The 23,808-nt window shown below is 64.2% G+C and carries 21 protein-coding genes; 11 read left to right on the forward strand and 10 right to left on the reverse strand.

The features are described 5' to 3' along the window. Positions 1–16: 16 nt before the first annotated feature. Entirely contained in the window at positions 17–598 is a 582-nt protein-coding gene (locus E4S58_RS05555; RefSeq protein ID WP_136635340.1) for a VOC family protein, read from the reverse strand. Between the two features lie 173 nt (positions 599–771). Here E4S58_RS05555 and E4S58_RS05560 point away from each other — a divergent pair, with 173 nt between their 5' ends. Then, complete coding sequence (locus E4S58_RS05560) at positions 772–1,497, forward strand: phosphatase PAP2 family protein (protein ID WP_136635341.1); 726 nt, start codon at positions 772–774, stop codon at positions 1,495–1,497. A 32-nt stretch (positions 1,498–1,529) separates the two neighbouring features. Here E4S58_RS05560 and typA read toward each other — a convergent pair whose 3' ends face one another. From typA to ssb, 3 genes are all read right to left on the reverse strand, one after another. Next, positions 1,530–3,347 carry a translational GTPase TypA gene (typA, locus tag E4S58_RS05565; protein ID WP_136635342.1) on the reverse strand — a complete coding sequence of 606 codons (1,818 nt, stop codon included), beginning with the start codon at positions 3,345–3,347 and terminating at the stop codon, positions 1,530–1,532. Between the two features lie 52 nt (positions 3,348–3,399). Then, positions 3,400–4,239: a GNAT family N-acetyltransferase gene (locus E4S58_RS05570; protein ID WP_169052605.1), complete on the reverse strand. Its 840-nt coding sequence runs from the start codon at positions 4,237–4,239 to the stop codon at positions 3,400–3,402. 557 nt (positions 4,240–4,796) lie between these two features. After that, entirely contained in the window at positions 4,797–5,315 is a 519-nt protein-coding gene (gene ssb / locus E4S58_RS05575; RefSeq protein ID WP_136635344.1) for a single-stranded DNA-binding protein, read from the reverse strand. Between the two features lie 327 nt (positions 5,316–5,642). On the opposite strand from ssb, the gene E4S58_RS05580 reads away from it, so the two are divergent. Together E4S58_RS05580 and E4S58_RS05585 are read left to right on the forward strand one after the other, a co-directional pair. Beyond that, positions 5,643–6,194 (forward strand): lytic transglycosylase domain-containing protein, encoded by a 552-nt coding sequence (locus tag E4S58_RS05580; protein WP_136635848.1) that lies wholly within the window; start codon positions 5,643–5,645, stop codon positions 6,192–6,194. Positions 6,195–6,332: 138 nt separating this feature from the next. Continuing rightward, the gene (locus E4S58_RS05585) at positions 6,333–6,851 is read left to right on the forward strand and encodes a hypothetical protein (protein WP_136635345.1); all 519 of its coding nucleotides are present in this window, start codon (positions 6,333–6,335) and stop codon (positions 6,849–6,851) included. A gap of 78 nt (positions 6,852–6,929) precedes the next feature. Here the strand turns inward: E4S58_RS05585 and E4S58_RS05590 are convergent, their stop codons facing one another. The 6 genes from E4S58_RS05590 to miaA all read right to left on the reverse strand — a co-directional run bounded on the left by E4S58_RS05590 (position 6,930) and on the right by miaA (position 15,298). Further along, positions 6,930–9,011: a dipeptide ABC transporter ATP-binding protein gene (locus E4S58_RS05590; RefSeq protein WP_136635346.1), complete on the reverse strand. Its 2,082-nt coding sequence runs from the start codon at positions 9,009–9,011 to the stop codon at positions 6,930–6,932. Positions 9,012–9,107: 96 nt separating this feature from the next. Continuing rightward, on the reverse strand, positions 9,108–10,304 hold the full coding sequence (locus E4S58_RS05595; RefSeq protein WP_136635347.1) for an ABC transporter permease: 1,197 nt from the start codon (positions 10,302–10,304) through the stop codon (positions 9,108–9,110). Positions 10,305–10,315: 11 nt separating this feature from the next. Next, positions 10,316–11,359, reverse strand: a complete 1,044-nt coding sequence (locus E4S58_RS05600) for an ABC transporter permease (protein WP_136635348.1) — start codon at positions 11,357–11,359, stop codon at positions 10,316–10,318. Between the two features lie 115 nt (positions 11,360–11,474). Further along, a complete protein-coding gene (locus E4S58_RS05605) occupies positions 11,475–13,118 on the reverse strand; it encodes an ABC transporter substrate-binding protein (protein WP_136635349.1) in 1,644 nt (547 codons plus the stop codon). A gap of 315 nt (positions 13,119–13,433) precedes the next feature. Beyond that, positions 13,434–14,267 (reverse strand): AraC family transcriptional regulator, encoded by an 834-nt coding sequence (locus E4S58_RS05610; protein WP_136635350.1) that lies wholly within the window; start codon positions 14,265–14,267, stop codon positions 13,434–13,436. A 161-nt stretch (positions 14,268–14,428) separates the two neighbouring features. Next, positions 14,429–15,298, reverse strand: a complete 870-nt coding sequence (gene miaA, locus E4S58_RS05615; protein WP_136635351.1) for a tRNA (adenosine(37)-N6)-dimethylallyltransferase MiaA — start codon at positions 15,296–15,298, stop codon at positions 14,429–14,431. A 100-nt stretch (positions 15,299–15,398) separates the two neighbouring features. Here miaA and pyrH point away from each other — a divergent pair, with 100 nt between their 5' ends. From pyrH to bamA, 8 genes are all read left to right on the forward strand, one after another. After that, complete coding sequence (pyrH, locus tag E4S58_RS05620) at positions 15,399–16,127, forward strand: UMP kinase (protein ID WP_136635352.1); 729 nt, start codon at positions 15,399–15,401, stop codon at positions 16,125–16,127. 228 nt (positions 16,128–16,355) lie between these two features. Continuing rightward, positions 16,356–16,919: a ribosome recycling factor gene (frr, locus tag E4S58_RS05625; RefSeq protein ID WP_136635353.1), complete on the forward strand. Its 564-nt coding sequence runs from the start codon at positions 16,356–16,358 to the stop codon at positions 16,917–16,919. Between the two features lie 15 nt (positions 16,920–16,934). Beyond that, positions 16,935–17,660, forward strand: coding sequence for an isoprenyl transferase (locus E4S58_RS05630; RefSeq protein WP_276605901.1), 726 nt, complete (start codon positions 16,935–16,937; stop codon positions 17,658–17,660). 1 nt (position 17,661) lies between these two features. Beyond that, positions 17,662–18,441 carry a phosphatidate cytidylyltransferase gene (locus E4S58_RS05635; protein ID WP_136635354.1) on the forward strand — a complete coding sequence of 260 codons (780 nt, stop codon included), beginning with the start codon at positions 17,662–17,664 and terminating at the stop codon, positions 18,439–18,441. After that, positions 18,441–19,610 (forward strand): 1-deoxy-D-xylulose-5-phosphate reductoisomerase, encoded by a 1,170-nt coding sequence (gene dxr, locus E4S58_RS05640; RefSeq protein ID WP_136635355.1) that lies wholly within the window; start codon positions 18,441–18,443, stop codon positions 19,608–19,610. The genes E4S58_RS05635 and dxr overlap by 1 nt, the downstream gene beginning before the upstream one ends. A 15-nt stretch (positions 19,611–19,625) precedes the next feature. Further along, positions 19,626–20,966 carry an RIP metalloprotease RseP gene (gene rseP / locus E4S58_RS05645; RefSeq protein ID WP_136635356.1) on the forward strand — a complete coding sequence of 447 codons (1,341 nt, stop codon included), beginning with the start codon at positions 19,626–19,628 and terminating at the stop codon, positions 20,964–20,966. A 149-nt stretch (positions 20,967–21,115) separates the two neighbouring features. Further along, positions 21,116–21,247, forward strand: coding sequence for a hypothetical protein (locus tag E4S58_RS18085; RefSeq protein ID WP_276605902.1), 132 nt, complete (start codon positions 21,116–21,118; stop codon positions 21,245–21,247). Positions 21,248–21,446: 199 nt separating this feature from the next. Continuing rightward, complete coding sequence (gene bamA, locus E4S58_RS05650) at positions 21,447–23,807, forward strand: outer membrane protein assembly factor BamA (protein WP_136635357.1); 2,361 nt, start codon at positions 21,447–21,449, stop codon at positions 23,805–23,807. Position 23,808 lies beyond the last annotated feature (1 nt).

Raw genomic sequence — 23,808 nt, forward strand, 5'->3', positions numbered from 1 at the left:
TTTCGGCAAGATGAAGTCAGTAGGGGTTCTTCGGGCCCCGATCTGACGACAGGGTCTGCTGGCGGCGCGTCACCAGCAGTTCGATCGCATCCGCCAGGTGTTCTTCGGCGATGTTGTAATCACCCCGGTCGACGCGGATGCGGTGTGCTTCGATCATCACGTCAGCATGGGTGCAGCCCACGGGCGGTTCGAACCGATAGCTGGCCAGTTCGATCAGCAGGCCCATGGGATCCTTGAAGTAGATCGAATCCATGAAGCCCCGGTCCTTGGGGCCGGAATGGGTGATCCCGCGTTCGTCCAGCCGCTTGACCGCCTGGTCCCAGGTCGCCTTTGACACGTTGAACGCCAGGTGATGCACGCAGCCGGGGTCGGTCGGGGTGCGGCGCGGGTCAGGCTTGCGGGTTTCGTTTGTGAAGATCGTGATCAGCCGTCCGTCGCCCGGATCGAAATAGAGATGCCCTTCGTCCGGGTTGTCGAGGTTGGGCTGGTCGAAGATGAAGGGCATCCCCAGCACCCCTTCCCAGAAATCGATGCTGGTCTGCCGATCGGCGCCGGTCAGGGTGATGTGGTGAACGCCTTGGGTCTGAAGCTTGCGCATGGGATCCTCCTTCGCTTGGGTCCAAGTTAGCCTGTGGGGCGAAAAAGGCTATCGTCGTGGCGCGCACGGGGTTTGTGCGTCTGTGAACTGAGGGCCGGTATCCGGGATGTTTGCAACGCAGACGCACATAAGCGTGCCTTGCCCGAAGCCGTCGCAGCCCCATACTCCTTGGCATGTTGACCACCGATCCTTCCCGACACCTGGCACGGCTGACTGCTTTGCTGCAGCGGTTCGAAATTGCGACGCTGATGGTGATCGTCCTTGGCGCCGGGGCGCTTTGGGCGTTCGTTGCCCTGGCGGCCGAGATGCTGGAAGGGGACCTGCACGCCTTTGACGAGGCCGTCCTGCTGGCCCTGCGGACACCCGGCGACCCGTCCGATCCGATCGGCCCGCATCAGGTCGAAATCGCCATGCGCGACCTGACCGCCCTGGGCGGGGTGACCATTCTGACACTGATCACGGTGGCGGTTCTGGTCTGGCTGATCCTCAAGCGCCAGCGTGCGACGGCCGGGTTCCTCGTGGCGGCCATGGTCGGCGGGCAGATCATCTCGAACGTGACCAAGCTGGGCTTTTCGCGGCCGCGCCCGGATCTGGTGCCGCACGGTGTCGAGGTGTCGACGGCGTCCTTCCCATCGGGGCATTCGATGATGGCGACCGTGGCCTACCTGACGCTTGCCGTGATCCTGACTCGGGCCGAGAAATCGAACCCTCTCAAGGCTTTCTACCTTGGTGTCGCCGTTGTGCTGTCATTGCTGGTCGGAACCAGCCGCGTGTATCTTGGGGTGCACTGGCCGTCAGATGTTCTGGCGGGCTGGTCGCTTGGCGCCTTCTGGGCGCTGTGCGTCTGGTTGCTGGCCCGGCGATTGCAGCACCAGGGCCGGATCGAACCCGGCAAATGAAAAGGGCGGGGTGATGCCCCGCCCTTTGATCCTTACGCCGATTTCGACATCCGCTTGCGTTCGTGAGGGTCAAGGTAGCGCTTGCGCAGCCGGATCGCGTTCGGCGTCACTTCGACCAGTTCGTCGTCGTTGATATAGGCGATCGCCTCTTCCAGCGACAGCGTGACCGGGGTGGTCAGGCGGACCGCTTCGTCGGTGCCCGAGGCCCGCACGTTGGTCAGCTTCTTGCCCTTGAGCGGGTTCACCTCGAGATCGTTCTCGCGCGAGTGTTCGCCGATGATCATGCCGGTATAGACGGGGGCCTGCGCGCCCAGGAACATCTTGCCGCGATCTTCCAGGTTCCACAGCGCATAGGCCACGGCCTCGCCGTTCTCCATCGAGATCAGGACGCCCGCGCGGCGGCCTTCGATAGTGCCCTTGTAGGCGGTCCAGCCGTGGAACACGCGGTTCAGAACCCCGGTGCCACGCGTGTCGGTCAGGAATTCGCCGTGATAGCCGATCAGACCGCGCGACGGCACGTGGGCCACGATGCGGGTCTTGCCGGCGCCTGCGGGTTTCATTTCAACCAGCTCGCCCTTGCGGGGGCCGGTGATCTTTTCGATCACGGCGCCGGTGTATTCGTCATCCACGTCGATCGTGACTTCCTCGACCGGCTCTTCACGACCCGATTCACCGTCACGCATGATCACCTGCGGGCGCGAGATCGACAGTTCGAACCCTTCGCGGCGCATGTTCTCGATCAGCACGCCCATCTGAAGTTCGCCACGACCCGAGACCTCGAAGGCCTCGCCGCCGGGGGTGTCCTTGATCTTGATCGCGACGTTGCCTTCGGCTTCCTTCATCAGGCGTTCGCGGATCACGCGCGACTGCACCTTCTTGCCGTCGCGACCGGCCAGCGGGCTGTCGTTGATGCCGAAGGTCACGGTGATGGTCGGCGGGTCGATCGGCTGCGCCTCAAGCGCGTCTTCGACGGCCAGCGCACAGATCGTGTCGGCCACGGTCGCCTTGGTCATGCCGGCCAGGGTGACGATGTCACCGGCCAGGCCTTCTTCGATGTCGGCCTGGGCCAGGCCGCGGAAGGCCTGAACGCGGGTGACGCGAAACTGTTCGATCTTCTGGCCGATGCGGGAAATCGCCTGCACCGTCTGGCCGACCTTGACCCTGCCAGTTTCAACCCGGCCGGTCAGCAGGCGGCCCATGAAGGGATCCGATCCAAGCGTCGTGGCCAGCATCCGGAAATCATCGTCCTGACGCTTGATCTGCTTGGGCGCGGGGACGTGGTTGACGACCAGGTTGAAGAGCGCGGACAGATCCTTGCGCGGCCCGTCCAGTTCCGCATCCGCCCAGCCATTCCGGCCCGAGGCATACATGTGCGGGAAGTCCAGCTGGTCGTCATCGGCGCCGAGGTTGGCAAACAGGTCAAAGCATTCGTCCAGCGCGCGGTCGGGTTCGGCGTCGGGCTTGTCGACCTTGTTCAGCACCACGATCGGACGCAGTCCAAGCGCCAGCGCCTTGGAGGTCACGAACTTCGTCTGCGGCATCGGGCCTTCGGCAGCATCGACCAGCAGGACCACGCCGTCGACCATGCTCAGGATCCGCTCGACCTCACCGCCAAAATCGGCGTGGCCGGGGGTGTCCACGATGTTGATCCGCGTGCCCTTCCATTCGACGCTCGTCGGCTTGGCGAAGATGGTGATCCCGCGTTCGCGTTCCAGATCGTTGCTGTCCATCGCGCGTTCGGCCACCGCCTGGTTTTCGCGGAATGCGCCGGATTGCTTCAGCAGCTCGTCCACGAGGGTCGTCTTGCCGTGGTCGACGTGGGCGATGATGGCGATGTTGCGCAGGTCCATGGGGCGTCCTTTTCAAGCTTGGCGCCCGCGTATACTGCATCTGCAGAAAAGGCTAGGGGGAAACGCGGAAACCCGGCGGCGCAAGCAATGTCGGGCCCAAAGTGCGAACCCGCGCGCCACACCCCAGCTTGAACCGTGCCAGCGCCGCGCCGTCTTCGGTGTCGACCGTGCCCAGATCGATCCGGCAGAGGCCCTTGGCGAAAAAGCTGCGCATGGCCTCCCACATGAGGCGGTTGTGGGCGTGGAGGCGGCGCCCCTCGGGGCCGGTCCAGCCCACGACGTAGGTGGCCACGGGTCCGTGCATCAGGAACAGCATGAAGGCGACGGTTTCGTCCTGGTGCATCGCTTCAAGGACAAGCCCGTGGTGGGGGTTCGCCCGGCTCCAGGCGGCCAGGAAGTCCGGCGGGTAGGATCGGTACCCCCGCCGTTTTCGCTGCGCCTGTTCCAGCGCAAGCAGTGTGCGGTGGCGGGCAAGGTCGAAATAGCTTTCCCTCAGGGTCAGCGGACCGTCGAGGGCACGGCGCAGGCGGTTGCGCCACTTCTGATGCATGTTGGCCCAGAGCGTGTCGTGCACCGGACTATGCGGCACGTTGATTTCTGCGATGTGCTGCGGCGTGAGGATCGGCCAGCAGCCGCCTTCGAACACCTCGGGCGCCTCGGGGATCACCAGCCGGGCCGTACTTGCGGGCAGTTCGGACAGCACACGGGCACGGCCGCCGGACAGATCGGCACGTGGAAGATAGCTGACGGACACGGGGCCGAACCGGCGCGTGATCGCCTGCACCGGGGCGCCGTCATCTACGAGGTGCCGGGTCACCCGCCGCCCAAGCAGACGAAGCGTGGCGGCGTAGCGATCCGATTGCTGCAGGGGTATCAAGTCAGGCCGGTCCATCTTGCGCATACTTTGCAGCGGCGATGGTTAAGACTTCGTGTGCCACGAGGGGCGTGGAAGGTGCCACATTGCGCCGGCGAGAGGTGTTTGCTGTCATGAGCGCGATGTTAAAGCCGGGTAAACGATGTCGGCATCTGTAAAAATAAGGATCGGGAAGGGGCACATGTGGGCCGATCAAAGGGCCGGCGGCGTTGAAATTGGCAACCGATGGCGCGCGACCTGACGACGGTTGCCGGGGCTCGCCGTCCCCGGAAATCCGGCCGGGTGCTTAGCATCTGCTTAAACTTCCTGTGCTTCACTGGTCCCATGAAGCCAAGATACGCCATCCACTTGCTTGACCTGCCTGCACCGCGCCTGACCTGGCAGGGGGCCATGACCATCGCTGTCACCGCCGCCCTGATCTGGACGGTTGCGGTTGTCGTGGTGCGCCTGATGCTGGCCGTGACCTGAGCCTGTCGCGTCGGCCGCCCCAGGGCCATCGCAGGGGGCCAAAAAGACAGAAGGCCCGGACGAACCGGACCTTCCCAAGACATCATCTTCCAGATCAGCGGCGCAGATCAGAACGGGATTTCGTCGTCCAGATCGCTGCGGCCACCACCGCCACCGCCGCCACCACCGGACGGGCCGCTGTCGTATCCGCCGCCATAGCTGCCGCCGCGATCGTCATAGCCGCCACCCGACGATCCGCCGCCGTAGTTGCCGCCGCCACCGCCGCCGCCTTCACCGCGACCGTCCAGCAGGGTCAGTTCGCCACGGTAGGGCCGCAGCACGATTTCCGTCGAATAGCGATCCTGGCCGGACTGGTCCTGCCATTTGCGGGTTTCCAGCTGGCCTTCGATATACACCTTGGAGCCCTTGCGCAGATACTGTTCCGCGATGCGCGCCAAGGGTTCCGAGAAGATCGCAACCGAATGCCATTCGGTGCGTTCGCGCCGTTCGCCGGTGTTGCGATCCTTCCAGTTCTCCGAGGTCGCGATGCGCAGATTGCAGACCTTGCCCCCGTTCTGGAAAGACCGGACTTCGGGGTCGCGGCCCAGATTTCCGACGAGAATGACCTTGTTCACCGATCCTGCCATGACGGCCCCCTTCGCAGATTCCTCAAGTTCCGACGGTTACATCAGAGTGGGGGCAAAGAGTAAAGATTGTGGAAAATTCGAACGACCCATGCCCGTGCGTCACGTGCAGGGGATCGAAAACCCTGTCACCTGAAGCCGAACACGCCACGACGCGCATGCGCGAAGCCTTGCCGACACCCCCCAGGACAGGGGAGGTAGGGCCATTTCGGGTGGCATTCGATCGAATTTTATGAAAAAAAACCGGCCAAGGGACAGGACACGGGGACAGGGCTTTTGGCATTCGTCAGAACCGCATGCGTCACGGCAACGTTGGTTGTCGCGCTTTCCATGCCGGAAATCGTGGCGGCGCAGTCCGTCTCCTCCTCCAGCCGGTCGCGGGTTTTTTCCAGCCAGACCAAGGTTCTGGATAGCCGCGCCTCGCAACAGTACAACAATTCCGTGCGGCTGCAGCCGACCCGGGTGGTCACGCCCTCGAAATGGGGCGATGGAACAGTCCCGGCGTTTCGCGGCCGCTACAAGGGCCCGCATCTTGCGACGGCCCGGGCTGCGGCGCGCAAGCATGGCATTCCCGAAGACCTGTTCCTGCGGCTGGTGCAGCAGGAAAGTGGCTGGAACGATCAGGCCCGGTCGCACAAGGGCGCGATCGGCCTTGCGCAACTGATGCCGGGCACGGCGCGCGCGCTTGGCGTGGATCCGCATAATCCGCAGCAGAACCTTGAGGGCGGTGCGCGCTATCTGGCGCAGCAGTATCGCACCTTCAAATCGTGGAAGCTGGCGTTGGCGGCTTATAATGCCGGTCCCAAGGCGGTCGAAAAGTACGACGGCATCCCGCCCTACACGGAAACCAAGAACTACGTCCGGATCATCTGGGGCAGCTAAGGCTGTGCCGTAGCGTCACGACGACAGGCCGCCCCGGTGCGGAACCTTTCTGTGCGGTTGGTGTTATCTCTCCACAACGCAACTGACGCGATGGCCGACTAGGTGCGCAGCACTGGGGTCGGCCCGAAAGGACATGATATGTTCAAGAAAACACTGACCGCCGCCGGCATCGCCCTGATCGCCGCCACCCCCGTTCTGGCCGTCGAAGGCCCGTTCCCCGTGGGTGAGATCGCGACCGAGACGAACTTCGACTCGATGAAGAACCCGAACGCGCTGGATTACTATCCCGAGGTCGCGGCCGACATCAACGCGGCCATCTCCGAACGCGCCAAGGTCGATCCCGGCATGGGCGAACGCCCCGTCGACCTTGAGGTCCGTATCCTGTCGATGCGCCTGAACGACGACCCGGTTTTGACCGGTGACGGTGCCTTCAACATGCTGGAAGGTCTGGTCACGGTCGAAGACAGCGCCAACGGCAAGACTGTCATCAGCCAGCCGATCCTGCTGAACGCCGAGGAAATGGAAGTGCCCTACCTGAGCGTGTCGCCCGAAAATCGCGACTTCTACAACGCCATGGTTCTGGCCTTCGCCGACCGCGCCGTCGAAATCGCGAACAGCGTCGACGAACTGCCGGACCTCGAGCAGGTTCAGAAGTAACAGTCAGCCAGTCCCCCGGGGTTCCCTCCCTGACCCCGACAGCCCCCGTGCTTATCGCGCGGGGGTTTTGTCATGCCGTCACTCGGCGGCGACCTTGATGACCGGCTCCATCGTGGCCAGCTGGTCTTCGGTCAGGTGACACTTGATCTGGTGGCCGTTCTGCATCCGCATGGGCGGCATGTCCGTCTCGCACAGGTTGCCCGGCACTTCGGATTTCCAGCGGCAGCGCGTCTGGAACGGGCAGCCCGGCGGCGGGTTCATAGCCGAGGGGATGTCGCCTTCCAGCACGATATGCTTCTTCTCGACCGAGGTATCGGCGATCGGCACGGCCGACAGAAGCGCCTCGGTATAGGGATGGTAGGGCGGCGCGAAGACCTGGTCGGTCGTGCCCATCTCGACCACGTGTCCAAGGTACATCACCATCACGCGGTCGCTGAGGTAGCGCACGATGCTGAGGTCGTGCGAGATGAACAGAAGCGTCGTCTTCTCTTCGCGCTGGATGTCCATCAGCAGGTCCGTCACCGCCGCCTGCACGCTGACGTCGAGCGCCGAGACGGGTTCGTCCGCCACCACGATCTTGGCCCCGCCGGCAAAGGCGCGTGCTATGCCGACCCGCTGTTTCTGCCCGCCAGACAGCTGTCGCGGCATCCGGTCGGCAAAGGCGCGGGGCAGCTTGACCAGATCGAGCAAGGTCAGCATCCGTTCGCGCCGTTCAGAGTCATTGGCCCCGATGCCGAAGACCTCGAGCGCGCGGATGATCTGGCGGCCCACGGTCATCGACGGGTTGAGCGTATCGAAGGGGTTCTGGAACACCATCTGCACGTCGGCAATCGTCGCCGCGCCGCGTTTCTCGATCGGCGTGTCCTGAATTTCCTTGTTCCGCAGCAGGATCTTGCCGTCCGTCGCAGTCTCAAGCCCCATAAGCACCTTGGCAAAGGTCGACTTCCCGCAGCCCGATTCGCCTACGATGGCCAGCGTTTCGCCTTCGCGCGCCTCGAAGCTGAGCGTTTCGTTGGCCTTGACCACCTTGGTCGCACCGCCGCCGAAAAGCGCGTTGGCGCTGACTTCGTAGTATTTCTTCAGCTCGTCCATCTTGAGCACGACATCGCCCACCTCGGTCCGGCCCTTGTCCGCGACGCCGACCACCGGGGCGTTCCAGTCGATTTCGTCAAAGCGCAGGCATCGCGTGGTGTGCCGATCGTCACCCGCGATATTGAACATCGGGATGTCCTTGGCGTCGCAGCGCCCCGCGACGAAATAGTCGCAACGCGGTCCAAAGTTGCAGCCCTTGGGCCGTTCATGGGGCAGGGGGAAGTTGCCGGGGATCGCCACCAGCGGGCGCGAGGTCTTGTCGGCCCCGGGCAGCGGGATCGACCGGAAAAGCGCCTGCGTATAGGGGTGCTGCATCTTGTCGAACACGTCCTCGATGGAGCCGCGTTCGACGGCTTCGCCCGAATACATCACGCACAGCCGGTCGCAGGTTTCCAGCACCAGCCCGAGGTTGTGGGAAATGAACAGCATCGAGGTGCCGTATTTCTTGCCCAGGTCGCGGACCAGCTCGACGATGGCCGCTTCGACCGTCACGTCCAGCGCGGTGGTCGGTTCGTCCAGGATCAGAAGCGCGGGCTTGGACATCAACGCCATGGCGATCACGATGCGCTGCTGCTGCCCGCCCGAAAGCTGGTGGGGAAAGCTGTCGAGCATCCGCTTGGGGTCGGGCAACTTGACGTCCGTCACCACCTGAAGCGCGCGCTGGTAGGCCTCGTCCCGGCTGATCCCTTCGTGGATCATCGGGACTTCCATCAGCTGCTTGCCGATCTTCATCGCCGGGTTGAGCGAGGCCATCGGCTCCTGGTAGATCATCGCGATTTCGTTGCCGCGCACGTCGCGCAGCTCTTCCGCCGACATCTGGGCCAGATCACGGCCCTTGAACTTGATCGACCCGCCCACGACGCGGCCGTTCACGCCCAGATCCTGCATCACCCCAAGCGCCACGGTGGACTTGCCGCAGCCCGATTCGCCGACAAGGCCCACGGCCTCACCGGGCATCACCCGGACCGAGAAATCCATGACCGCGGGAATTTCCCGCAGCCGCGTGAAGAACGAGATCGACAGCTGGTCGATTTCAAGGATGGGGCCGTCGTAGTCAGGAGATTTCATGTCGGGCTCCGTGGCTGGGGGCGGGGACGAGGGGCGCTGCCCCTCGCGCTCCCCGAGGTATTTTCGACCAGAAGAAGGGGCGGGCAGGGCGCATCATCAATCCTTCAGGCTTTCTTCGCGCAACCCGTCGGCCAGCAGGTTCAGGCCGAGGACGAGCGAGAGGAGGGAGAAGGCCGGAACGATGGCCGGATGCGGGTAGATCGACAGCAGCTTGCGGCCCTGGTTGATCGTGGTCCCCCAGTCCGGGCTGTCCGAGGGCAGGCCGAGGCCGAAGAACCCGAGCGTGCCCAGCAGGATGGTCGTGTAGCCGATGCGCAGGCAGAAATCGACGATCAGCGGGCCACGGGCGTTTGGCAGGATCTCCCACAGCATGATGTACCACGGGCCTTCGCCCCGGGTCTGCGCCGCCGCCACGTAGTCGCGGGTCTGGATGTCGAGCGCGAGGCCCCGCACGATCCGGAAGACCGTGGGGGCGTTGACGAAGACGACCGACACGAAGACGACGAGGATGCCGCCGGGGATGTCGAAGAGGTCGAGGTCCACGGGCAGGAAGTTCACCGGCGTGCCAGGGTCGTTGATCAGCGACAGGTAGAGCCATCCGAAGACCACCACCACAAGCGCGACCAGCACGTTGCGTCGCGTCGGCTGCGTGTGGAACCGCGAATTGATCAGCACGATCATGAAGAGGATCGGCAGGACGAAAAGGACCACGGCCATGTAGGACGGGATGCCGCTTTCCACCATCTCGGGCGTGACCAGCAGGTAGAAAAGCAGGATCACCGGGAAGGCGAGGATCAGGTTGGCCAGGAACGACAGCACGGTATCGAGCCGCCCGCCGAAATAGCCTGCGGGCAGGCCAAGCGTGATCCCGGCCATGAAGGCGAACAGCGTGGCCAGTGGCGCGATCCGGATCACGACCCAGCTGCCCTGCACCATGCGCGAGAAGACGTCGCGCGCCAGCGTATCCCCGCCCAGGAGGTAATAGGGGTAGTCGCCATCCTCGGCGCCGCGCAGGGGCGTGCCGGGGACCTTGTTCTTCATGCCCGACACCGCCGACAGCGGGTCGTGTGTGATGATCCAGTCGAACAGCCCGACGAAGAGCGCGGTGTAGACCCAGAACATCACGATGGCGAAACCCACCATGCCGATCATGTTGTCGAAGAGCTTGCCGTAAAGACCTAGGCGGCGCTTGTAGGCGATCGACAGGCCGAAGGTCAGCGCGAGCGCGATCCAGACCGGCATGAACTGATAGGCGAGGCGGAGGAGGATTTCCCCCCAGGACAGCGGTTCCATGGGTGCCTCCCTTACGAAATGCGGATGCGCGGGTTGAGGTAGACATAGCCGATGTCGGAAATCAGCTGCGTCACCAGAACCACGAAGACCGAGACGACCGAGATGCCCATGAGCAGGTCGATGTCATTGTTGCCCGCCGCCTGCACCAGCGCCCACCCCAGGCCCTTGTAGTTGAAGAGCGTCTCGACGATCACCACGCCGTTCAAGAGCCAGGGGAATTGCAGCATGATCACCGTGAACGGCGCGATCAGGGCATTCCGAAGCGCGTGCTTCAGCACGATGTTGTGGAACGATACGCCCTTGAGCCTTGCGGTGCGGATGTATTGCGCGGTCATGACCTCGGCCATCGAGGCGCGGGTCATCCGGGCGATATAGCCCATGCCGTAAAGGGCGATGGTCAGGACGGGCAGGAAGAAATTCTCGAAGGTCGCGTTCTCCATCGCCGCTGTCGCGGTGCCCTTGAACCATTTCAGCCCCACGGCCGAGGACGCGAAGACCGTGATCAATATGACGCCCGAGACATATTCGGGCGTTGCGGTTGTCGCGATGGAAAAGGTCGACAGGGTCCGGTCCAGCTTCGACCCTTCGCGCATACCGGCCAGCACGCCGATGATCAGCGCGGCGGGCACCATCAGCAGCATGACCCAGAGCATCAGCTTGCCCGTCATGTAAAGCCGCGTGCCCACGATCGACGACACGTCGTCGCGAAACACCCGGCTGTCCCCCCAGTTGCCCTGCAGCACGCCGCAGAACGCAGGCGCCGTCGCGGCGTCCTGGCCCGGATCGATGCAGCGCCCCGACACCGTGTCGCCCCGGTCGGTCGTCCAGCCGGGCAGCACACCCAGCCATTCGCCGTAGCGCACCAGCATGGGTTGCCCGAAGCCGTTGTTTTCAAGATAGCGCGCGACCTCTTCGTCGGACATGCGCGAGTTGCCTTCGAACTTGGCAACCTTTTCCAACATCGGCGGCTGGTTGGTAAGGAAGAACACCATGAAGCTCAGCACGAGGGCTGTCAGCACCATGGTTCCGATCCTTTTCAGGAGGAAGAACAGCATCCCTAATCCCTGTTGACCTGGGCCCGGCTTGGCGGACCTGGGAAGCGGGCGGGCCGTCGTGGGCCTTCTGTCCCGCGAAAAGGGGCGCGCCCGTCAGGCGCACCCCCGCGATGGATCAGGCTTCGACCCACCACTTGTAGTGGTGCATCTCGAAGGTCGGATGCATTTCGGTGCCATGAACGTTGGCCTTGTAGTGGCGGAAGAGCGACCGCCAGTACGGCTGGATCATCACGCCGTCATCCAGCATGATCTGTTCGATCTTGGCCATCACATCGCGGCGCTTGTCGGCGTCGGCGATGGACATCGCCTCGTCCAGCAGGCTGTCGAACTCCTCGTTCGCCATGGCGGTCTCGTTCCAGGCGACGCCCGACTTGTAGGCCAGCGCCAGGACCTGAACGCCAAGCGGGCGCATGTTCCATTCGGTCGCGGACCAGGGGTAGGTCAGCCAGTCGTTCCAGAAGGTCGAGCCGGGCAGGATCTTGCGTTCGATGTTGATGCCCGCGTCGCGAACCTGCGCCGCGACCGCATCGCAGCTTTCGGTCTGCCACTGGTCGTCGATCGAGATCAGTTCGAACACCGTGTCGGCATGGCCTGCATCCGCGATCGCCTGTTTCGCCGCCGCCGGATCAACCGGAACCTTCGGCACTTCGGCATATTCGGGGTGGATCGGGCAGACGTGGTGGTGTTCGGCCGTGGTGCCATAACCGGCATAGCCCAGCTCCAAAATCACCGCCGGATCGACGGCCATCTGCAGCGCCTTGCGCACGTTGACGTCGTCATAGGGCGCCTGGTTCTGGTTGAACCGCACGCACAGCGTGGCGGCCGTGACCGCTTCGGACTTGGTCCATTCCATCGCGTCAAGGACTTCGATGAATTCGCCGGTCGACTGGTAGGTCATGTCGATCTCGTCGGCATCGGCCGCCGCGACCCAGGACGCCATGTCGGTGCCGAAGTCGATGAATTCGATCCGGTCCAGATAGGCGCCTTCGCCCCACCACTGGTGATCGGTGTTCTTTTCAAGAACCTGGCGCACGCCGACTTCGTTTTCGGTCGGGATGAACGGGCCGGTGCCGATCGGGTTCGCCGCCGGATCGCCGCCGTCGTAGGACGAATGCACGATGGCCGCCGGGTAGTCGGCGAAGCCCGCGATGATCGTGATGTCGGGCGAGGAGGTCTTGAGCACGACCGTGTGGTCGTCGACCTTGGTCAGCGCGCCGTCCTTGACCATGCCGCTGTCGTCGTCGATCAGCGATGCCATGCGCGAGGCCATGGAATTGCCTTCGACGTTCTTTTCGCACCAGCGGGTGATGTTGAAGATGACGTCGTCGGCTGTGAAGGCATCGCCATTGTTCCAGGTGACACCCTGGCGGACCTTCAGCGTGTATTCGGTCGCGTCGTCGTTGGCTTCCCAGCTTTCCAGCAGCATGCCCTTGAACGACCCGTCTCGCTGGTATTCGACCAGGTATTCCAGCCAGCCGCGGCTGAAGTTCGCCATCTGCGACCAGTCGAAATTGCGCGGGTCCTTCAGCGCCTTGGTCTCCATCTGGACGCGCAGCGTGCCGCCCATCTGGGGCTGCATGTGGCTTTCGGCCTGCGCCGGTTCCAGGCCGCCCAGGCCATAGATCGTGGCGGTGGCGACACCAAGGGCAGAGGCACGGGTGATGAATTCACGACGGCTCAGCTGGCCCGCCTTGAATTCCTGCGCCCACATCTCGGCGGCCGGATGGACGGCCTCCGTGATCTTGTCCATACGAGTCATGTTTGTCTCCCTGTGACGTATGACGAAATGCGGGCCTTTGTGGCCCCGTTTGATTGGTTGTGCCCGCGTCGGGCTGCCGCTTGATGTGGCGCGGTCGGCGGAAACATCAACATTCCCAATAGCGAAGCAAAAATTGTGTCCCGGCTAGGGGCGTCATCGACATATTATGGTCTGTTTGCGACATCTGCACTAGTCAAAGACGACATCCCTAGGTTTTGCAACCGAAAATCGGGGATTTAGGCGCGGAATGAAAAAGGGGCGCCGCTGTCCTGCGACGCCCCGATAGGATCGGTGTGATCCGCGCTTCGGCACCACTTACCCCCGCGCCGCGGTCCTCAGGGCCGAGGGCGTCTGGCCGGTCTGGTTCTGGATGAAGCGGGTGAAATAGGCGGCCGAGCTGAAGCCAAGCATGTCGGCGATCAGCCGGATCGGAAGCTCTCCGCTCTCCAGCATGTCGCGCGCGGCATAGAGCACGCGTTCGGTGATGATGTCCGCCGCCGTCATGCCCGAGATCTGGCGACACGCGCGGCTCAGGTGCGTCGGCGTGACGCCCAGGGCCTCGGCGTAATCGGCCATCGGCTGGCCCGAGCGATAGTTCTTCTCGACCCGCTCGCAGAACGACGCGATCAGCCGTTCGGCGGCCGGCACGCGCGGGGCGGGCTGGTTTTCGGGCATCGCCAGCATCCGGCGCATCCAGACCGCCAGCAGCCCGGCGTGGGCCTTCGCGGCCTCGTCGCCGAAGGCGCGGTGCGTGGATTGTTCGCGCTGCATGTTGTCGAGGATCGCGGTCACCTCGTTCTGCGCCATCACGTCGCGGACCCTCAGGTGCTGCACGTCGTCCGGCATGATCCCGGATTCATGGGCGGGCAGATCGACCGCAACGCCGTAGGTCTGCTTGCCCAGGTCCATCGACATCAGCGTGCCCGCCGGGATGTAGAAGGCGTTGTGCGCCCCCACGCCGCGCCGCTTGCCCAGGATGGTCGCGCGGCCCTGGCCCTTGGTGATCCAGAGGAAAAGATGCGAGGCGCGGGCATGCTGAACCTCAAGCCGCCACGGCGCGCCCATGGTCAGCTGACCCAGGCTGCGCAGCCTCGGAGAGGCCACCGAATGTTCGTGGGGGGATTGGGCGAGGATGTTCTGTATCTGCATGTCCGAACCTCTCTGTTTGCGCCAACCTTGGCCGGGATGTCGCATATCGTAAAGTCCTCTGTGAGTTATCCACAGCTTCTCCACAGAAATCCGCCGTCAAGAGGGCAAACTGGGGACAGTTTGGGGATTATTACCCTGAGGCGGCGAAAGTTATCCACGAATCAACCATTGGGGGAAATCTTCCGCCATGCGGACATGCGTGCCCGAAACCAGGTGCGCTGCCGTTTCGCGAACTGGCGGGTCGCGATGGTCGCGGCCTCTGTCGCCGCGTCGAGCGTCAGGGCGCCCTGCAGATGGGCAATCAGTTCGGGCGCGCCGATGGCTTTCGAAGACGGCAGGGACGGTTCCCACCCGTCAAGGTTCGCGGCGGCCTCGTCCAACGCGCCCTGTTTCAGCATCAGGTCGAACCGCCGGTCGATGCGGGGTGTCAGCCAGTCTTTCGGGGCGTCGAAGACAAGGCAGTCCGCCTGGTCCGGGGGTAGGGCCGCCTGCGGCGTGTCGTCCTGCCACGCAGACAGCGCACGCCCGGTGGCGCGCCAGACCTCCCAGGCGCGCTGCACGCGCATGGGGTTGCGCTGATCGATCCGCGACAGCGTTTCGGCATCCAGGTCTGCCAGCAGGGCCGCGATGCCTTCCGCCTCGCGCAGTTGGTCGCCTTCGGCCCGGATCTCTGGCGGGGTTGCGGGGATCTCGGCCAGCCCTTCGGTCAGCGCGGTGAAATACAGCCCCGTGCCCCCGACGATCACCGGCGCAGCCTCCAGCAACGGCGTCACTTCGCGCAGCCATTCCCCGACCGAATAGGCGTGATCCCGCGCGATGTGCCCGTAAAGACGGTGCGGCACCCGCGCTTCGTCTTGCTCCGAGGGTCGCGCGGTCAGCACCCGCCAGTTGTCATAGACCTGACTCGCATCGGCGTTCACCACGACCCGCCCGTCACGCGCCGCGATCTCCATCGCCAGCGCCGATTTGCCCGATGCGGTCGGCCCGGCGATCAGCACGGGCCGTTCTTTTGAAAGGCCTGCGGGGATCATCCGTATAGACCGGTGTCATGGCGGGAATGGTGCATTGAACTGCGTCTCGTTTTGGACCATTTTGCCGCCAACCTACCCCCCGGAAAAGACGGAGCGCAACATGGCCGAAGACCAGCCCAAGACCACCTACAAGCGCGTGCTGCTCAAGATATCGGGGGAAGCGCTGATGGGCGATCAGGGGTACGGCCTGAACCCGCCGACCGTCGATCGCATCGCCAAGGAGGTCAAGACCGTCCACGACATGGGTGTCGAGATCTGCATGGTCATCGGTGGCGGCAACATCTTCCGCGGCCTCGCGGGCAGCGCGCAGGGGATGGAGCGGACCACCGCCGACTACATGGGCATGCTGGCGACGGTGATGAACGCACTGGCGATGCAGGCCGCGCTCGAGGCGCTCAAGATCCACACCCGGGTGATCTCGGCCATCCCGATGGACCAGGTCTGCGAACCCTACATCCGCCGCCGCGCCGTGCGCCACCTTGAGAAGAAGCGCGTCTGCATCTTCGCGGCCGGCACCGGCAACCCCTATTTCACGACCGACACCGCCGCGACGCTGCGCGCCAACGAAATGGCCTGCGAGGCGATCTTCAAAGGCACCAAGGTCGACGGCGTCTATGACAAGGACCCGATGAAGCACGCGGATGCGAAACGCTTCGACAAGGTCAGCTATGACGAGGTGCTGGCGCAGCATCTCAATGTCATGGATGCCTCGGCCATCGCGCTGGCGCGGGACAACAAGAAGCCGATCATCGTCTTTTCGCTGGACGAGCCGGGCGGTTTCCGTGGCATCCTGGCGGGCGAGGGGACCTATACCATCGTCAAGGACTAGGGGCTCTGCCCCCGGTCCTGCGGACCTCCCCCGAGGTATTTCCGACCAGAAGAAGGGGGCAGGGCCCGTCTCTTCTTCTGGGTCCAAATACCTCCGCCGGAGGCTTCGGGACGTTCCCAAGGGGCGGCACGACCTGATTTGATCCGGGGGCAGGCAAGCGACGCCTATACAAGCCGGGGCGCGTGCCGTATTACGCCTTTCGACAAATTTCAGAACTGGGAGGCACCCATGTCCGAAGACTTCGAGCTGGATACAGATGACCTGAAACGGCGCATGGACGGCGCCATGGGCGCGCTGCGCACCGAATTCGCCTCTCTGCGGACGGGCCGGGCCTCGGCCTCGATGCTCGAACCCGTGATGGTCGATGCCTATGGCCAGCTGACCCCGATCAACCAGGTCGGCACCGTGAACGTCCCGGAACCGCGCATGGTCACCATCAACGTCTGGGACAAGGGCCTTGTGAACAAGGTCGAAAAGGCGATCCGCGAATCCGGGCTGGGTATCAACCCCCAGATGAACGGCACCATCATCATGCTGCCGATCCCCGAGCTGAACGAGGAACGCCGCCGCGAGCTGACCAAGGTCGCGGGCAACTATGCCGAACATGCGCGCGTCGCGATCCGCAACGTGCGCCGCGACGGCATGGACCAGATCAAGAAGGCCAAGGGCGACGGCATGTCGGAAGACGACCAGAAGCTTTGGGAATCCGAGGTCCAGGACCTGACCAACACCTACATCAAGAAGGTGGACGAGGCGCTCGAGACCAAGCAGGGCGAGATCATGCAGGTCTGATCCCGGGAGGGAGACGTGACACAGCAGGATCATATCCGGCCCGGGCCGCGACATGTCGCCATCATCATGGACGGCAACGGCAGGTGGGCGACCATGCGGGGCCGCCCGCGTCTGTTCGGCCACCATGCCGGCGCCAAACGGGTGCGCGAGATCGTCGAAGCCTGCCCGGACATGGGTGTCAAGTACCTGACGATATTCGGCTTTTCGACCGAGAACTGGAAGCGCACGCAGATCGAGGTCGCGGGCCTGATGTCGCTGTTCAAGCGGTACATTCAGAAAGAGGCGCGCGCGCTGAGGGCCAACAACGTGCGGGTGCGCTTCATCGGCGACCGTCCGGGGCTGGACGAGAAGCTGCAGAGCCTCATGGACGAGCTGGAAGAGACCACCCAAGGCTGTGACGGCACCAATCTGACCATCGCGCTGAACTACGGCGGCCGCGACGAAGTGGCCCGCGCGACCCGGCGGCTGGCCGAAGACGTCGCGGCCGGAAAGCTCGACCCGGCGGCGGTGGACGAGGAAACCCTGCCGCGCTACCTTGATACCCGCGTGCTGCCCGACCCGGATCTGGTGATCCGCACCAGCGGCGAGGCGCGGATTTCGAACTTCCTGCTGTGGCAGTCGGCCTATGCGGAATATGAATTCATCGACACCCTCTGGCCCGATTTCACCCCCAAGGTCTTTGCCGAGGTGATCGACAATTACACCAACCGCGACAGGCGGTTCGGCGGGGTGAAGGCCTGATATGGCCCGGTCGTGGGAAGATCTGTCGGCCCGGGTGATCTCTGGCCTTGCGATGGTCGCCATCGGCCTTGCGGTGATCTGGGCGGGCGGGCACGTGCTGCGGTTGGCCTTTGCGCTGGTCGCCGCCGGAATGGTCTGGGAACTGGTCCGCCTGCTGGCGCCCGAGGCCCATAAATCCGCGTTGGCCATGGCCGGAGCGGCGGGCCTGGCCCTTCTGGGCGCGCTTTATCTGCCGGTGATGCTGGCGTTGCCGCTTCTGCTGGCCCCGGCCATGGCGGGTATCGCCTGGGTGCCGCGCCACCGGGTCCTGTACCTCAGCTATACCGCGTTGATCATCGTCGCGGCCTTCGGCATGGTCCAGCTGCGCGAGGTCTCGGGCATGGGCTGGATGCTGTGGCTGGTTCTGGTCGTGGTGGCAACCGACGTGGCGGGATATTTCGCCGGACGTGCCATCGGCGGGCCGAAGTTCTGGCCGCGCGTGTCGCCCAAGAAGACATGGTCCGGCACCGTGGCTGGCTGGGTCGCGGCGGCGCTGGTCGGCGTGGTCTTCATGGCCGAGGTCGGGCCGGGCCTGATCGGCCTGTCGGTCGCCGTCGCCATGGCGTCCCAGATGGGGGATATGGCGGAAAGCGCGATGAAGCGACGTGTCGGCGCCAAGGACAGTTCGTCGCTGATCCCCGGCCACGGCGGGTTGCTGGACCGGTTCGACGGCATGCTGGGCGGCGCGGTCTTCCTGCTGCTGATCGGCCCCTGGGCGGGGCTGCCTGTGGGCGTGAACTGATGCGGCGTGTCACCATCCTGGGGGCGACCGGATCCATCGGGCAGAACACCATCGACCTGATCGACCGCAACCGCGACGCCTATCAGGTGGTCGCGCTGACGGGCGGTCGGAATATCGAACGCCTTGCCCGCGATGCCATCCGACTTGGGGCCGAGGTCGCGGTGACGGCACATGACGACCTGCTGGACGACCTGCGTGCTGCGCTTGGCCAGTCTGGCGTCGCGGCCGCCGCCGGGGCAGAGGCGCTGACCGAAGCCGCCGCCCGGCCCGCCGACTGGGTCATGTCCGCCATCATCGGGGCAGCGGGGCTGCGGCCCGGTCTGGCGGCGTTGGAGCAGGGGACGACCCTGGCGCTGGCCAACAAGGAAACGCTGGTCGCCGCGGGCGCGCTGGTCATGCAGACCGCGCGGTCCAAGGGCGGAACGATCATTCCGGTTGACAGCGAGCATTCGGCCGTCTTCCAGGCCCTGGGCGGCGAAGACATGGCCTCGGTCGAACGGGTGATCCTGACGGCCAGCGGTGGCGCCTTCCGCGACTGGCCGATCGAGAAGCTTCGTTCTGCCACGCCGGAACAGGCCGCAACCCATCCCAACTGGGACATGGGCCAGCGCATCACCATCGACAGCGCCTCGATGTTCAACAAGGCGCTGGAGGTGATCGAGGCCCGCGAATTCTTCGGCCTTGCCCCCGACCAGATCGAAGTGCTGATCCACCCCGAAAGCATGGTTCACGCGCTGGTCGGCCACGTCGACGGCGGCATCCTTGCGCATCTTGGCGCGCCCGACATGCGCCACGCCATCGGCTATGCGCTGCATTGGCCCGAACGCGCACCTCTGCCGGTCGAACGGCTGGATCTGGCCAAGCTGGGCCAGCTGACCTTCCGTGCCCCCGACATGGCACGTTATCCCGCGCTTGATCTGGCACGGCAGGTGATGGAACGGGGCGGTCTGGCCGGTGCCGCGTTCAACGCCGCCAAGGAACGCGCACTTGACGGGTTCATCGCCGGGCATATCTCGTTCACGGACATGGCAGACGTCGTCGGCCGGGTCCTGGACCGGATCGAGGCGCGCCCCGGTCACATTGACGCCCCCTTTACCCTTGATAACGTCCTTCAAATGGACCATCTCGCCCGGTATGAGGCCGATAATGTGATGGCCGAGAGGCAGTAGCAGTAAGGACCCCTGATGGATTTCCTCCCGCAGTTCGGCAGCCTGTTCCAGACGCTCATCGCCTTTGTCGTGGCGCTGTCGATCATCGTGGCGATCCATGAATACGGCCATTACATCATCGGGCGTCTGTCCGGCATCCGGGCCGAGGTCTTTTCGCTTGGCTTCGGGCCTGTGCTGTTTTCGCGGGTCGACAAGCACGGCACGCGCTGGCAATTCGCCGCGCTGCCCTTCGGCGGCTACGTCAAGTTCCTGGGCGACAGTGATGCGGCGTCGGGCAAGGACGCGGCGGGGATGCAGCACCTGTCCGACACCGACCGGCGCATGACCATGCACGGCGCGCCGCTTTGGGCGCGTTCGGCCACCGTGGCGGCCGGCCCGATCTTCAACTTCATCCTGTCGATCATCGTCTTTGCGGGGCTCTTCATGGTGCAGGGGCAGGTGTCGCACCCGCTTGCCGTGGCGGAGATGCGTCCGCTGCCGCCGTCCTATGCCGCGCTTGAGCCCGGCGATCGCATCCTGTCCATCGGTGGCATCGACCTGCCCCAGACCGACACCGGCGACTTTGCCGGGCTGGGTGACAACCTGCCCATGACGCAGACGCTGGACTATCGCGTCAGCCGCGACGGATCCGAGATGGTCGTGCCCGGACCGTACCCCTATCCCGCGCTGGTCACGCAGCTGGCGCCAAACTCGGCCGCCTATGACATCGGCCTGCAGGCCGGCGACGTGATCACCAGCGTCGACGGCGCCCCGATCTTCGCCTTTTCGCAGCTGAAGGATGCGGTCGAAACCTCGGACGGGCGCGTTCTGGCGATCGAGGTCTGGCGGCAGGGCGAACCCGATCTGCTTGGCTTCTCGCTTGCGCCGCGCCGGGTGGACGAACCCAAGCCCGAGGGCGGCTTCCGCACCGAATGGCGTATCGGCATCGCCGGGGGGCTGGCGTTTGAACCGGCCACCGAAAGCACCGGCTTCGTCACCGCGGTCGGGGACGGTGTGACCCAGACCTGGCGCATCGCGTCCTCGTCGATCTCGGGCCTCTATCACATGATCACCGGCGCGATTTCGACATGCAACATGACCGGCCCGATCGGCATCGCGCAGACCTCGGGCGCGATGGCAAGCCAGGGCGCGGTCAGCTTCATCTGGTTCGTGGCGGCGCTGTCGACGGCCGTCGGGTTGCTGAACCTCTTCCCGATCCCGGTGCTGGACGGCGGACACCTGGTGTTCTTCGGCTACGAGGCGATCGTGGGAAAACCGCCTTCGGACAATGCCTTGCGCGTGCTGATGGGGGCAGGGCTGACGCTGATCCTGGGCGTGATGCTGTTCGCGCTGTCGAACGACGTGTTCTGCCCCTGACGGACTGACGACGCGCGGCATTGACTCGAGGTCGCCCGCGCTGCCCCCAAAAGGTCACAATTGGCACCGGATTTTCGCCCCATTCTGGCACGAAGTTCTTAACGAACAGCGGGTATAACGCCTGCACGAGCTTCTACAGGATCGAAACGATGCAAATCATTCAGAATGGCTATTCCGGTGTGTCGCTGCTGGTCGACCTGAACCGTGACCGCCTTTTCACCATCGCCATGATCGCAGTCGCCCTGGGCGCAGGCGGATGGCTGGGCTCTTTCATGAGCTGACACAAGTTTCCCCCAGGCCGTGGCAGCGGCCGACCTCACGATCGGACTTTGGCAGCAACTGACAGTCCGTTCGAAACTTGACGGTGCGCTTTCCACACGGAAAGCGCACCATTTTCATTTTGTGCCCGATGCATTTTGACAAGGCCGGAGGGACGGGTTAGTCACGGTCTGACAGGGGATATCTGACCAGGTCTGGATTATGAAAAGAACAAAGCGGAACGGGTCTGCCAGCCCGACGCACCGTCGGCCACTTGGCCGCGCTGCCGTTGCGGCACTGATGTTGGGCGGGGCGGTCATTGCCACCCCGGACATGACCCTCGCACAAAGCTATCGTTTCAACGCGGTCCAGGTGGACGGCAACGCACGCATCGAATCCGGCACGGTCCTGACCTATGCCGGGATCGCGCGCGGGCAGACGGTGTCTGCGGCCCAGCTGAACGACGCCTATCAACGGCTTGTCGCCTCGGGTCTGTTTGAAAGCGTGCAGATCACGCCGCGTGGCGGCACGCTGGTGATCCAGGTCAAGGAATACCCGACGGTCAACCGCGTCCGGTTCGAAGGCAACCGCCGCCTCAAGGACGATGCGCTGACGGAAATCGTTTCGTCGCAGCCGCGTCTCGTCTTCTCGCCCAGCAAGGCCGAAGCCGACGCCGAAAAGATCGCCGAGGCCTATGCCGAACAGGGCCGCATCTCGGCCCGCGTGACGCCCAAGATCATCCGCCGGTCCGACAACCGCGTCGACCTGGTCTTCGAGGTCTTCGAAGGCAAGAACACCGAGGTCAACCGCCTGACCTTCGTCGGCAACCGCGTCTATTCCGACCGCCGTCTGCGGCGCGTGCTGGAAACCAAGCAGGCCGGCCTGCTGCGCCAGCTGATCCGCCGCGACACGCTGGTCGAGGACCGGCTGCAGTACGACCAGCAGCTTCTGCGTGATTTCTACCTGTCGCGCGGCTACATCGACTTCCGGACCACCGCCGTGAACGCCGAACTGGCCCGCGAACGCGATGCCTACTTCGTGACGTTCAACGTGCAGGAAGGCCAGCAGTTCAAGTTCGGCACGATCACCGTCGTCTCCGACTACCCCAAGGCCGATGCCGAGGTGTATGACGGCGTGGTCCGCATCCGCTCGGGATCGGTCTATTCGCCGCTGGACGTGGAAAACGCCATCGCCCGGATGGAGGCACAGGCCGTTCGCGAAGGGCTGGATTTCCTGCGGGTCGAACCGCGTGTCACCCGCAACGACCGTGACCTGACGCTGGATATCGAATTTGTCCTGACCCGTGGACCGCGCGTCTTCGTCGAACGAATCGACGTCGAAGGCAACACGACCACGCTGGACCGCGTCGTGCGTCAGCAGTTCAAGATCGTCGAAGGCGATCCGTTCAACCCGCGCCAGATCCGGCAGGCGGCGGAACGCATCCGCGCGCTTGGCTACTTCGAGACCGCGCAGGTCAACGCCCGCGAAGGGTCGGCCCCCGATCAGGTTGTCGTGGATGTCGACGTCGAAGAGAAACCGACCGGGTCGCTGACCTTCGGTGGTACCTTCTCGACCAACTCGGGCTTCGGCCTGGCCGTGTCGTTCAGCGAACGCAACTTCCTGGGCCGTGGTCAGACGCTGAACCTGTCGGCCACCGGTGCGGATTCGAACAAGAACTACAGCATCGGCTTCGTCGAACCCTACTTCCTGGGCCGCGACGTCGCGTTCGATTTCAACATCGGCTACGTCGAAACCGAAAGCTACAACGCGCCCTACAACACCGAAGCCACGAACTTCGGGTTCGGCTTCACCTTCCCGCTTGGTGAGAAGTCCCGTCTGGGCCTGCGTTACCAGCTGGACAATTCGGCCATGACTGCCTCGGCGGGTACCGTCACTGGCAATGTCATTGCCCAGGAAATCCTCAAGAACGACGTACTGTCCAGCTCGCTCGGCTATACCTACACCTACGACACCCGGACCACCGGCATCGATCCGAACAAGGGCTTCCTGTTCGAATTCGGCCAGGACTATTCGGGCATCGGCGGGGACACGCAGTTCGTGCGCACCAAGGCCCGCGCCGTGGCGCAGACCCGCGTTCTGAACGAAGAAGTCACACTGCGCGCCAGCCTGCGCGGCGGCATGCTGAGCTATACCAAGGGCTCTAGCCGCACGCTCGACCGGGTCAACCTGATGGGCGAATACCTGCGTGGCTTCACTCCCGACGGGGTGGGCCCGCGTGAATACGACGCCGGTGGCGGTACCTTCAATGACGCGCTTGGCGGCAACATGTTCGTCGTCGGCAGCCTCGAGGCGGACTTCCCCATTGGCCTGCCCGAAGAATACGGGATCTCCGGCGGGGCCTTCTATGACATCTCGAATGTCTGGGATGTCGGTGCCTCGGGGGCCAACGCCGCTGCGGGTGACCTGCTCTACAACAACGGCTCGTTCCGTCATGTCGTCGGTCTGTCGGTCTTCTGGGACACCCCCATTGGCCCGCTGCGCTTCAACTTCGCCAAGGCCCTCAAGAAGGAAGCCCGCGATGAAGAGCAGTTCTTCAACCTGACGATCCGCTCGGAATTCTGAG

The sequence above is a fragment of the Pseudooceanicola onchidii genome (assembly GCF_004959925.1).
Lineage (GTDB): Bacteria > Pseudomonadota > Alphaproteobacteria > Rhodobacterales > Rhodobacteraceae > Pseudooceanicola > Pseudooceanicola onchidii.